This window comes from Coxiella-like endosymbiont (assembly GCF_002871095.1).
In the GTDB taxonomy this organism is placed as follows: domain Bacteria; phylum Pseudomonadota; class Gammaproteobacteria; order Coxiellales; family Coxiellaceae; genus Coxiella.
In genome coordinates, this window is the sequence record NZ_NSHJ01000127.1 from 15,023 (window position 1) to 29,383 (window position 14,361).

A 14,361-nucleotide genomic window follows, 5' to 3' on the forward strand; every position below is an offset into this window, starting at 1 on the left:
TCTCAGTAATGATCAATGAACGTGGGTTTTTGTTGTATTCCACTTGGGTACTTACTCCGGTAGGTGCTGATCAAATTCAGGATCTTGAACAAAACATTGCGTAAGTTCTGAAGGCAATTTAAATTTTATTGCCAGCCAGAGAGTAAAAATACAAAATATTCCAATAATAACAAAATCCCATCCAAAAGTAATAATGCCTTTCCCTCCACCAAAATTGCCGAGATAGGAAATCAAAGCGACTCCTAAAAAATAAATCCATACCCATATAGATGCTTGCCAATGGAAAGCAAATCGCTTATTAGGCTCAATAAAATAACGCTGAAGAATCAGCACAGCAAGTCCAATAAGCAAAGCAAGGCCGAGTTTAGAAATAATTATCCATCCACTCCAGTAAGTGAGAAGGGTACAGATGTAAAACGCTCCTGTAGCCCATAATGTGACAGCAGGTAACTTAAAGGGTCGGAAAAAATTAGGCAGTTGTTGACGTAAAGCTAACAAGCAAATAGGAGCAACACCATAGGTTAATGCCATTAACGAGGTGAGAAAGGCTATCATACGATCCCATCCTGGTAGTGGTACAAAGAGGCACATTCCTAAAATAAAATTAGCGATAATAGCAATTGCAGGATTTCCTTGAGTAGTTAAGTTTTGAAATAAAAGAGGAATATGGTGGTTTTTACTCATGCCATATAACGCACGTGCTCCACTACTGGTGTACATTAATGCAGCGGCTAATGGTCCAATGACTGCTCCTAAATATAATAGAGGCAGCAAAACATCTAAATGTCCTTGATGTACAATCGCAGTGATAGGGCTTGTGCTGCCTTTCAGGTTTAAGTGCGCCCAGCCATGGATTAAATTAATGGGTAATAGCGAAGATAGAAAAGCAAATTGTAGTAAAAGATAAATGATTAAACAAATTACTACAGATCCAATAATAGCAAAAGGTAAAGCCCGGGAAGGATTTTGGGCCTCCCCAGCCATTTCACAGGCTTGTTTAAATCCATTAAAAGCGAAAACAATGCCACCTGTAGTAACTGCCGCAAATATGCCGTGTGTCCCATAAGGCATGAAAGGGGTATGAGCAGGGTGAATAAGCTGAGCAGGAGCGAAATATAACACTAAAATAACTATTGCCACTACTGTGGGGATAGCAATTTTTAAAATAGTTAAAACGCTGTTGAATCGTAATAACCAACGTAAGGAAAAAATATTAATTGCTGAAATTGTTATCATTAACACTAAAGCTAAAAAATAACCATAGATGGTTAAAGCACCATCACTGTGAACTAAGGATGGAAAGAAATAGTTTAAATACTGGAGGACCGCTTGAACTTCCGTGGAGGCTAATGAGGCATAGGAGAGCCAGATTATCCAAGAAAAAAGAAAACTTACAAGCGTACCATGTGTGTACTGGGGAATACGAATACTAGCTCCAGTAATTGGTAACATAGTGCAAAGCTCAGCAAAAATAAAAGCAATAAGGATAGTAGCTAGTCCACCAATCAGCCAAGCAAAGATCGCAGAAGGACCTGCTAGTTCAGAAATGTAATAAGTAGTAAATAACCATCCTGACCCCAAAATTGCACTTACGGACGTGAGTAACAAAGTGAAAGGTGATATAGATCTTTTTAGCATGGCCTCAACAGGTGAATATGATGGATGATTATGATGATGATTACTATATTATCAGTTTTAAAGTCTTGTTAATAGTTTTGAAACAAGTATTGCAGTGAGTTTTTATAACCTATTCTTTATTTTAGACTATCCTAAATATATTATATATTCTGCCATTATTTTAGATTTATATTTATAGATAGGCTAAAAGCACCTTTTCTAAAGCTAAAGATTGTGACTCTGGTTCAAATTAAGTTTGCTGGTTCAGCTCTCGTCCGTCTTAATCTAAAAAATTTTACTTTAGTGTCTGCGGGATATATTTATTGTAAATACAGTAAGTTTGAGTCTTTATCTCTCATTAGTAGCAGTAATGCATCTTTTACCAATAAGATTAGTATCTTAAAAAATTGTTTCCTCTCAATAATTAAAAATATGATGACTAATGCCTACTTTATTCTTTTCTGAAATTACTACCTTGAGTCATAAAGATTTGTATTTCACTGAATGCATGTTCAATGAAAAATTTGATGGTTTGTGAATTGATTAAGTAAAAGAGTACCCGTGTTATTTCCTCTAATCTAAGACAACTTTATTAATAGATTCCTTGCATTACTTTGATAGATATTCTGTAGATTAATAATTATCCAATTATCCTTTCTTGACAGAAGCATCACATCTAAAATTATATAGCCTTTTATCATCACTAATTTCTCTACTACTTTCTGAAAAAGTTTGCGTTCCGTGCTCCCTTCTAAATCATTTGTTTCCGAGTATTGCTTGCATTTAAAAGTATAAAAATTACATTAATAATTTTTTTAAAAAAACATATACGACTCTTAATAGATTTTTACATCAAGCGGCAGTTTTTTTAAAGTGAATACCTAAATGATTCTGGGGTGAGTATTTAAAAAACCGGATAAAGCAGCAACCTACCTAAAAATAGGTTATCGGTTTTGGGGGGATAGCTTTTTTATTGGCTTTTCCTTCTGAGGAGATACATTAAATAATTTTTCGCTGATAGATAATGACTCTCTACCAACGACTTTCTTAAATAAAGCTTGTAGTAACTTCAATATCTTTTTGATAACCCTGCTCTTGATCTCACATCTTTAATCTTCATTTTATCCGTAGTATCTTAGCCTGTTTCTAACAGAGCTACCTCATAATACTCAATACCCTCTTAAGATTAGTTATATTAATCAATACCTTATTTGGATATTGGGTCGAATCTCCGCGTTGTCAGTTATTTTTTAATAAAAATTAAAAATTAGGTGGGTATAGGGAAATAACCTAGATAAATTTAAAAAGATTTTTTTTGTTGAGCCATCAATGTATAAGATTGCAGATCGGGTAATTTTGATAAAATTAAACTTTACTTTTATGTACTTTTTATTGCTACGAGGTAGGTCGATCTAGCTTATTTAACCAAATCTTCAGAATCAGATTTATTAAAAGCTTTAACTGTAATTAATAGTAGTTCCTACTTTAATCTCAATAATAATTCTTATATTATTACAAATCATGAGTTAAAACTTTAATTTTTTGTCAAAAACTCATTTTATCAGAATAACATTAATAAATTATGAAGTAATTTTAAAGGAGATTAGACTACCTTATTTTAGGTATGTTTTATTGATCCTGTATAAAGTACTTGTTTTCTTCTATATTTAAGATATTCTTTTCTCATTAATAAAAGCTGTTCTTCTCTTTTAAAGAAACTTGCCTTTTTGGGGAAGATAATTATGATTGTAGTCTTATGATCAATAAGACTACTAAACTATTCATCCTAGTGGATGGTTCCTCTTATCTCTTTCGAGCCTACTATGCATTACCACGATTAATTACTACCAAGGGGCATCCGACGGGGGGGATGTATGGAGTCATCAATATGCTTCGAAAATTAATGACAGAATATCAACCCAGGTATATTGCCGTCATATTTGATCCTCAAGGAAAAACATTTCGTAATAAGCTATACAGCGATTATAAAGCAAATCGGAAAAAAATGCCTGATGAACTTTCTCAGCAAATTAAACCATTGTTTGAAATTATTAAAGCGCTTGGGTTTCCGCTAATCATTAAACCCGGTTATGAAGCTGATGATGTTATTGCTTCTTTAGCTAAGAAAGCTAAAGAAGAGGGATTATCGGTTTTAATTTCTACGGGTGATAAAGATTTAGCACAAATCGTCAATGATCATGTTACTTTAGTGAATACGATGACAGATTGTCTTTTAAATCCTGCTAGTGTGGTGCAAAAATTTGGTGTTCCTCCTGAAAAAATTATTGATTATTTAAGTTTAATTGGCGATAACACAGACAATATTCCTGGTATTCCCAAAGTGGGTCCTAAAACTGCTGCTAAATGGTTAAATAAATATGGATCACTTGAAAATATTCAAAAAAAGGCTCACGAGCTAAAAGGTGAAATAGGTAAAAATTTTCGTGCTCATTTACATAAATTACCATTAATACGTCAATTGGTTACAGTACTTTCCGATTTACCCTTGGAAGAAAAACCAAGGGATTTAAAATTAGGAGCAAGAAACTGCGAAAAATTAATTGAATTATTTACTATCTATGAATTTCAATCTTGGCTCTCAGAAATTTTATCACAAGAAATGATTCAATCTCCTACTACTATTAATTATATTACTATTTCTGACAAAAAAACTTTTGAAAAATGGTTAAAGAAATTAATAAACGCTGAAGCATTTGCTTTTGATATAGAGACTACTAATTCTTCTGTTTTAACAGCGAGTATAGTCGGAGTTTCATTTGCAATTAAACCTAATGAAGCTATTTATGTTCCTTTGGGATATAATTATTCTAACGCCCCAATTCAACTTGAAAAAAGTTGGGTTTTACAACAATTAAAGCCTATTTTTGGTGATTCAAAAAAAATTATTATTGGGGAGAATTTAAAATATGACAGTCAAGTACTAAAGCAAGAAGGATTAAGCATCAAAGCAAAAATGTATGATACACAACTGGAAGCTTATATTTTAAATAGCAGCAATAGTCGACATGATTTGGATACTTTAGCTTTTCGCTATCTGGGACGTTCAACACTTAAATTTAAAGAAGTTAGTAGGAAAAGAACTAAAAAAATTACTGTTAATTTAGTTCCTACTCATAAAGTAGTGGGTTATGCAGCTGAAAATGCGGATGTAACTTTACAATTGCATCATAAATTAATGCCAGTACTCGAAAAAGAAAAAAAATTAAAGAACATTTTTGACTGCATTGAAATGCCACTCATGCCTATTTTAATGCAAATGGAAATGTATGGCGTATTAATTGATGCTAAAATGTTGTGCTCACAAAGTGATGAATTGAAACAGCGCATTAATCAGCTCGAACAAGAAGCTTATCAATTAGCAGGCCGAGAATTTAATCTCAATTCACCTAAACAATTACAAAAGGTTTTGTATGAAGAATTAAAACTACCTATATTAAAAAAAAATCCTGAAGGTCGTCAGCTTTCAACCGCAGAAAATGTGTTACAAGATTTAGCAATTTATTATCACTTGCCAAAAATTATTCTGAAGTATCGAAGTCTTAGTAAATTAAAATCTACTTATACCAATCGTTTACCTAAACAAGTGAATTCATTAACCGGTCGAGTGCACACGACGTACCATCAGACTGTTACTTCAACAGGCCGTTTATCTGCAAATAACCCTAATTTACAAAATATTCCCATTCGTACTGATGAAGGTCGGAAAATCAGACGTGCTTTTATTGCACCCTTGTGTGCTCGTATCGTGTCGGCAGATTATTCACAAGTGGAATTACGTATTATTGCTGATATTTCACAAGACCCTGGGTTAATCCAGGCATTCGAAAAAAAATGGGATATTCATAGTTCCACTGCCTCTGAAGTTTTTGGAGTGCCATTAGAACAGGTTACATCGGAGCAACGCCGTCGTGCTAAAGCAATTAATTTTGGATTGTTGTATGGTATGTCAAGTTTTGGTTTAGGGCGCCAATTAGGTATTGAGCAGAAGTTAGCACAAGAGTATATTGATCTTTACTTCAAACGCTATCCAAAAGTTCATCAATATATTAATAAAACTCGCACTATTGCTGCTGAACAAGGTTATGTGGAAACCTTGTTTGGGCGACGTGTCTATCTTCCTGAGATTAATTCTGCTAATCTTCAACGTCGTCAAGCTTCTGAGCGTGCTGCAATTAATGCGCCTATGCAGGGTACAGCAGCGGATATTATTAAAATTGCTATGATCAAAGTTAATAATTATCTCAATAATAATAGATTTGATGCCCATCTAATTATGCAAGTGCACGACGAGTTAGTTTTTGAGGTCGCTGAAAAAGATCTTGATCGTGTAGTTCCAGAAATTAAAAAAATTATGGAAGAAGCTGCCTCCCTTTCGGTGCCGCTAATGGTTCATATTGGAGTTGGCAGAAATTGGGATGAAGCACATTAAGGTTTTTTATAATACAAAAACTCCTATTGATTTTTTCAACCTATATCTTATTATGTACTATTAATTGATGCGGATCTGAAAAGGGTAAGAAAGCGGCTCTTGAATTGTCTGTATTCTGTATGTAGAATACAGGAGAGTAATGTGATAAGTGATTCTAACGTCATTAGAAAATATTTAGTATATAATCTTTAGATATAAGATTTAGAAGCGACAGATATGATGACATCGGACATTATTAATGACGTTTGAGTGAAAATATCGAACCTTCAACGATAGTTCATTTTTACACCTAATAGTTAATATATTAACTAATGTTAACGAGTATAATTAACTAATCTTAACAAGTATAAAAGAGCGATTTAAAAAATATTTTTTAAAAAATTTAATTTTTCATTATAAATAATTATTTATGATTCTTTCATAAGATAATTGAGAAAAAACAGTATACGATTTTAAAATGATTATCAATTGTACGGATAATGATTGCTCGCATTCTGTATTGAATAATTTTTGTGTCACATTTAAAAAATATTAATGTCAGATAATTTATCAATTTCAGGGTAAAATAGTGTGTTTAATTATTGAAGAGGATAGCGCCTATTTTAGGGTTGTTTATGAAATATTTTTAGAAGCATTTACTGCTTATTGTGAATACAAAGTGTTTTAAGGATATTGCTTGGAATTTTAGTGGATATTCAAGCGACTAAGACTATAAAAATTTTCCTAAGAAAAAAGTTCTGTTGGGCTGCTACTTCTAGCCAGCGATCTTAATATTTAAGAGGATAAAAGAATTGATGATACTCAAAAATTTTAGATGCCTATTTCTGTTAGGGGGGGCATATTCTATTGGGGGGGATAAATCAGTCAGTAAACTTTTCCAAAAAAGAAAGATAAGCGTCAGCAATATATTCAGAAAATAGAAGTTACATAGCTTTCTCAGTCGTTAAAAACATTAAAATCAGATAAAATTGATTAATTGATATGTGTGCTCTTCTATAAAAAACATATCTGCTATATCAGAAGACCACATATTTCTATTATAGAAACTTAATATGTTTTAACAATGTTAACGCAAGATAAACTTATCCTTTTGATTAAAAATCTGCGTAGTATAGTTGTTTTTTTGTACAATTTACTAAAAAATAGATTTCTCGAAGTGTCAACTTTACAAGAAGGTATACTTGCTTTGATTTATTCTATTGATCCTTCAATACTAAGTTAGTAATTTGCTAGTGAACTATTCTACTAATAGTAATAGTTTGGTATAGCTTGCTGTTGATATAAAATTCGTAAGCTTTCATATAATCCTAAAGCTAAAGCTTATTATAACTATACTAATAAATAAAGCTGGTCTTTAATTCTATGAAGGAGGTTTTAAGTGGGAAAAACAGGTATACCAAATAAGTTGGCTAATTATTTATGAGAATAGTCAATATACTGGCTATCTTCGTAGTCTCCAGATTCAATTAAAAATTTTAATGTTACTAACTTAACAGCTTAAAAAATAACAGTTTAAAAAACTAATCCAAGTTAGGGCTATATTACCTATCTTAAATATGGTTTTATTGCTTGAATAAACTATCTTGAATAAACTATTGTAGTATATTATACGTGTTATATAAAGAACATTTTTAAATCTTAAACATATTGAGTTGTTTGTTTTTCTTCATTATAATCTCTGAGGAGAGGAGGGGAGTAAGATTTAATCATTGGTTTGTTTTGGAAACAGTTTTTATAAAAAAACTATATTTTATTATTTTTATAATATACTATATTTTTATAGTAATAGTATATCTTAAATAGCTAAGCGGTAGTAATTATTATGATAATATTTTGATGATAATACTTTGTAAGAATTTCAAAGGCTTGATGTCTTTGTTAAGAGTAAAGATAACAATCGATTAAGTCGTACTTATAACTACGATCATGTAATGATCGATCACAGCTCAGTATCTTGTTAAACATTGTCCACAATTCTGTAGTACGTTTGCTGCTACAGTGAATAACCCTGAATATTGATAGAGATATATGTTTTTACTAAATTCTTACTCTAAAGTAAGAAGATTGAATAATTGACACAATTAAGAAGTTAAACAACGGCTTTTTTGTAATTCATAATTTGAGATTATAAAAATTAATAATTTACTTTGATTAGGTATTTTGTCTTAATCTTTAATTAATTAAATATTTGTTTAAAGTTTAAAATTATTTGGAATATAGAGTCTCTTATGAGACTCGTTTGTTCTGAGTGCTTTTTATTGTTTCGGGGGAAGGGCTTGAGTTTTCTGTTTCCTATTTTCAATACTATCATCCTCAATATGTATTCTGATTTTTGTGATCAGTAGCGACTTTGTTAGCTATCCGGATTGTTTTTTATCAGTTGACTGTAGTTGACCGTGGTATTTTTATCGTATATTGATTAGGAGATTTGTTTGAGACGATAGATAGGGGGGGTTAAAAAAGCATTATTAATTTTTTTGATAAGATTATTTTTCGTTTATGTATGGTCAATCTTTTTTATAGTTATTTGATGATCCATAATTTAAGTCTTTTAAAGTTTAGGACGAGTGATTAGTGAATTTATAGCAGGGGGGTAAGTAGTAGCAATAGCCCATTACGAACACTGTCATTATCAATGACAGTTCTGAGAAACATGCAGTGTAATTAAATTGATATATTCATTTTAAGTTGTATCATTAGTCTAATAATTAGAGACTGTTTTGTCAGATAGTCATTTTATAACTTAGTTTAGACGTTCGATTCTACCGCTTTATTTTAATTTTATTGTTTAATCTATTGTTATGATGGTAGCGGTTTAAAGAAACCTTCAAACAGACAGTGGAAGAGCGTATTCGATTTCGGTATACGGTAAATATTTTTTATTTCAGCTCACTTACTAAAAAATTCGAAAATTATTGATTGTTGTATTTCTGGCGATTTATTACTACGGTTAAAATAATTTATTTTCTTTCATTGCTTTTGATATTTGTTTTATAGTGTTTATAAATTTTATACTTCTCTCTTTAAAGAGGTTTGTTAAAGCTCTTTATATGGGAATCAACTCTTAGTATCAGTTGTAGTTATTGAGTTGATTACCTTATCAAAAAATTTTGATTCAAAGTAGTTATAAGAAGTATCAGTTTTTTTGACTGCTTGATTGATAGGCTTAATTAGCCATGTTAAGCTATAAGGTTATTGATTTGTAGAATCTTAATTATATTCGTTAGTGTTTTCATTGCTGTCGACTGTTCAGGGATTCTTACCTTGTTTGCTAATTCAAGCAGGTAAAACGAATAAGGATTGGTAATGGGTGTCACTGGCCGCAACGATAATATTTTATTTTGTCTTTGCTCCTTTTTAACTATTTATTTGTCGTAGGTTATTTAGTGAGTGATGATCTAAAATAGTCTTATGATTTCTCCCTTTTTAGCAGGGGAGGGTTGTGCGTAAACTTTTAATAGTTTTTCTTAAGCGTAAGTGTTTATTGATCTAATAAACTTTACTTAGTTGAAAATTACTTATGAGCTTGGTATTCGTTTAAAAGTGCCTCTAATATTAATCAATAAGCAACCAAGATTTATATAATACAGATGCTTATAAGATAAATCATCAAAAATTTCATATAAAAAATATTATTTTAATAATACATTAAGATGTTTCCTGTATTAGGAGTTTTATTGAATCCTCTCGATAATGTAGATAAAAAAGTACCTTCTTAATGAAAGAAGGGTTTGTGCTTCCGTCTTTCCAAGGGCTTCCTATCTATCTTACTTTTAATTAAGTAAAAAATTAAGTTTTATGAGGTGAATACCTCGTCGCTAGAGCCTACCCCCCTTTCCAGAATACTTTCCTCATTTAACGAAATTATTTATTAATTCACACATATTTAGCTCATTATCGATGTAGCCTAAAAAATATCTCAAATATTTTTTAATTCTATAAAAGCATAGTTTGATAAAGAACGGTGCTATTAGATTAGCAGTATTTTTACCTTTCGGATTTAAAACTAGGGCTAGGGGAGTTTGAGAAACTTCGTAGTTTTGGTAGATTAGGTATTCAAATACCTATATTTTTAGATAGGAAATAAATAGTCAAATATTTCTGGAGGATGCACTTGGTGAAATTTCAGTTTAATAACAGTAAATATCAGCTCACATCTAAAAATCCTGAAAAGGGGTTGCTTCTAGTGAGATAGAGATTTTTGATTATAGAGATTTAAAATACTTGGAAGATGGTGACTTACGACTACGACTAACAGTGCATTAGCTGTTAATTTATTAAATATCATTACTGTAATACCTCTTATCTATCTTTTTAATTTATGTTGATTTATGTTGACTTATGAATGAAGTATATAAACCAGTATGTCTTCAAAAACATTTATTAACTTTAGCATCATTATTGATGATATACGAATTACCCTCTTTTTTAAACGTCAGAGCACACGTTTTCTATATATAGAAATATAGAATATTGATTCGGTAGGGTTATAATGCTGTGCTTTCAAAAAAGCAATCTTCATTTTACATCACACTAATTTATTAGGGCTTTTTATGAATGTAATTTATGCGTGCAATATGAATATATTGAAAAATTTAAGCCAAATCTTTATTTCTTTATGATTATTGGACTTTGGGTGGTGTTGAGATTAATTTAATTTTCAAAACTCAAAACAAACTTATTTAAGTTTGAATGTATAACAATTATTGATATCTTTCTATATCCATCTCTATATTAATCAAGAGGGATCAAAAATTTTTTGATAAATCTCCCGAGATCCTACAAAATATTTCATTGCTCCTATTCAAACGTCCTATCAATTAGATAAAAATATTGAGGTAATTTCTTGGAAACAATTGGGTGACTTTTTTGCTTTAAATCAGTAAAATTTTTTACCTACTATTCACAGTAGGTTGATCAATAAATATTAAAATCATTTAAAAAAACAAAATTTTTTTAGGCGAAGAAATGAGGATGTGCTGTTTTTTTGAAAATGTTTTATATTTAAATTAATATTCCGAAAGTTTGTTTTGAGATCGATTAAATTCTGTCAGTGATGCTTAGCACTCCTGGGAAGTAATAAATTTTATTTGTGCAGTTTGTTATGTTATCTAAACAATGCCATTGTCATTACTTTCGCCAATATAATTTTTATAGTGGAAATTCATTTTTGGAAAATAACTTAACTTATGGTGATTAAACTCTATCCTGGAGTAATTATATTACGGATAGTTTAGAATAAACTTTTTATTAAAAGATTTTCAGATAAATTACCAAATAATTTCAAAGGGTACTTTTCTCTAATTAGAGAGAGCCTTATAAAACTTAATGCTTTAAGGATTGATAGTGAAGGGGGGCTATATTTTGAAACCACAAAGGAATAGTAGGAAAATTTTTACCATACATTTAGATATGCTTAAAAAAAATAAAATTATTGAAATGTCTGTGTAATGTCTTACATAGTTCTATTTTGGGTAAATTAAATTTAGATTATTTATAATAAGTGACTTCTTGTTCTCAAAGAATTTACAAAACTGAAATTTTACCTGCATTAGATCGTATAATTTTTTTATAATTGATGTTGATGTCAACATCTTAACAAAACCTAGTTTTCTGGGATGAGATACTTTTTGATCGTTGTTCATAAAAATACAGCTAATTTTTGGGAATACGGTGATCTAAAAGTTAACCTAAGATATGATTTTCTCTGAATCATCCCAGTTTTTCTTGGAAAAGGAATGATAGACTTTAGGTTTTTTAGAGATATCCTCCCTCTTTACCATTAATACAAAATAATATGATCTTTAACACAATATATTTGAAAATATTTTGAGCCTTGTGGGTGGATCAGTAGTCATGTAGTTTAAATAATATATGCTCTCTCTGGTCGAGGAAGAAAAAATTTCAATATTATTCTACTGTGACAGATTTTGCTAAATTACGCGGTTGATCGACATCTGTTCCCTTGAAGATAGCTACATAATAGGCTAATAATTGTAGAGGTATAGTATAAGCAATCGGAGCGATAATATCAGGCATAGTAGGCATTCGAATAGTCGAGCTATTACCTATTTTAGATTCCCAGGGAATATGTTCATCCATAAAAATATATAACTCACCTCCTCTCGCTTGAACCTCTTCAATATTGGATTCTAATTTTTCAATTAAATGATCATTAGGTGCAACGACAATTACTGGCATATTTTTTTCGACTAAAGCTAAAGGACCATGTTTTAATTCACCTGCAGGATAAGCTTCTGCGTGCATATACGAAATTTCTTTTAATTTTAAAGCGCCTTCTAAGGCAATTGGAAAAAGTGCACCACGTCCCAGAAATAGAGCGTGTTGTTTATCTACGAAACGTTTTGATAATTCCTTGATAGCAGCATTTAAATTTAAGGTTTTTTTCAAAAAAGATGGTAAATTTCGTAAATGATTAATAATTATTTTGTTATTTCCGTTATTTCTTTGGTGGAGGAAAGCTACCAATAATAATAAGGAAACTAATTGGGTGGTAAATGTTTTAGTGGCAGCCACACCAATTTCAATTCCAGCGCGAGTAAGAAAAACTAGATCAGCTTCACGGGCTACTGAACTAGTTGGGACATTACAAATCCCTAATGTTGCTAGATATCCTAATTTTTTTGCTTGGCGTAAAGCTGCTAATGTATCAGCTGTTTCTCCCGATTGGGAGATTACGATGAATAAAGTATTAGGTTCCACTACAACTTTACGATATCGATTTTCGCTGGCAATCTCTACGTGGCAGGCAATACCAGCTAAGCCTTCCAACCAATAGCGACCCACTAAAGCAGCATGAAAACTTGTACCGCAAGCAACAATTTGAAGGCGTTTTATTTTTCTAAAAATAGATTCTGCTTTATCTCCGAGACTCTGTGCAGTTACTGTGTTATTCATTAAATACCCAGAAATGGTATCAAGCACCCCTTGGGGCTGCTCAAAAATTTCTTTTTGCATAAAATGACGAAATTTTCCTTTTGTGACCGTATCGTAATCAATGTTTGAAGTATAGAAAGCTCGTTCAATTAATTGTCCAGCTTGATCGTAGATGGAAATAGTATCAATTCCAATTTTAGCGATATCTCCTTCTTCTAAATAAATAAATTGCTGAGTTACGGGAAGCAAAGCATTAACGTCTGAAGTAATAAAATTCTCTCCACTTCCTAATCCAATAACAAGAGGGCTCCCGTAGCGAACGACGTATAATGCTTCAGGTTTTATAGTGGAAATAATAGCTAATGCATAGGCTCCTCTTAATGCTTGAATAGCTTGTTGGATGGCTGGTAATAATTCCTGTTTTTTTTTACTGTGATAATGAATCAAATGTGCAATTACTTCGGTATCGGTTTCTGTCTCAAACACATAGCCTGATTGTGTGAGTTTTTGTCGAAGTGATTTATGATTTTCAATGATTCCATTGTGAACAATAGAAATATCATTCTCTGAACAGTGGGGATGTGCATTTTTTTCTGTTGGTTTTCCATGAGTTGCCCAGCGAGTATGAGCAATGCCCGTATAACCCTGTAAAGGCTTTTTTTCTAATTTTTCTGCGAGCGCTTTAACTTTACCTGTGACGCGAACTCGTTGAATTTTTTTCGTTTTTGGATGAAGAATGGCAATTCCGGCTGAATCATAGCCACGGTATTCCAAACGATTCAGACCTTCTAATAAAATATTCGCCACATGACGTTGAGCGATAGCTCCTATAATGCCACACATCTTTGGTTCCTTTATTAAAAAAAATTAAAAAAATACATTATACTGCTATACATTATACTTCTATATATTATACTTCTATTTTGAGAATAATTGAGAAAAGATAAAAGAAGAGCTTCCAAAATTCGTATTAAAATTACTTGTTTAAATTATATTTTCAATGAATTATTAGCTTACGCTGATGCCTTCTAGCTTACGCTAATGCCTTCTAATTAATAAAACGCTGCTGTACTATGTTACTTCTTTTCGCTAATGGAATTTAATTTTACGTTAACTACTCTAGTAAAATTGAAGAAAGTAAGTATAATCTATAGTGTTCAGCTATATCGGCTCAAGAAAACCCTTATACTTCTTTAAAAATTAATGAGCAAAACGTAAAGAACCTTAGATCTTTAACTGGAATACTTATAAAATTAGAGGAGTTTAAATTAAAAGATTTTAAATTAAAAGATTTTATTTAGAGGAGATTACAGTAAAAGTTAACAACAACAATAATATAACCCATTAAGAAATGATAATCCAGATTTTAATATTTTATTTAAAATATAATTATATAT

3 protein-coding genes are annotated in these 14,361 nt (G+C 31.1%); 1 reads left to right on the forward strand and 2 read right to left on the reverse strand.

The annotated features are described in order from the left end of the window. Positions 1–51: 51 nt before the first annotated feature. Entirely contained in the window at positions 52–1,638 is a 1,587-nt protein-coding gene (locus CLERM_RS02935) for an APC family permease (RefSeq protein WP_102157104.1), read from the reverse strand. 1,735 nt (positions 1,639–3,373) lie between these two features. Between CLERM_RS02935 and polA the strand changes: the two genes are divergently transcribed. Further along, positions 3,374–6,067 carry a DNA polymerase I gene (polA, locus tag CLERM_RS02940; RefSeq protein ID WP_102157105.1) on the forward strand — a complete coding sequence of 898 codons (2,694 nt, stop codon included), beginning with the start codon at positions 3,374–3,376 and terminating at the stop codon, positions 6,065–6,067. Positions 6,068–11,977: 5,910 nt separating this feature from the next. Here polA and glmS read toward each other — a convergent pair. Continuing rightward, positions 11,978–13,807, reverse strand: coding sequence for a glutamine--fructose-6-phosphate transaminase (isomerizing) (gene glmS / locus CLERM_RS02945; RefSeq protein WP_102157106.1), 1,830 nt, complete (start codon positions 13,805–13,807; stop codon positions 11,978–11,980). Positions 13,808–14,361 lie beyond the last annotated feature (554 nt).

Coding starts and splice junctions, on each gene's coding strand:
- CLERM_RS02935 (WP_102157104.1), bottom strand. CDS start 1,638: ATGCTAAAAAGATCTATATCACCTTTCACTTTGTTACTCACGTCCGTA.
- polA (WP_102157105.1), top strand. CDS start 3,374: ATGATCAATAAGACTACTAAACTATTCATCCTAGTGGATGGTTCCTCT.
- glmS (WP_102157106.1), bottom strand. CDS start 13,807: ATGTGTGGCATTATAGGAGCTATCGCTCAACGTCATGTGGCGAATATT.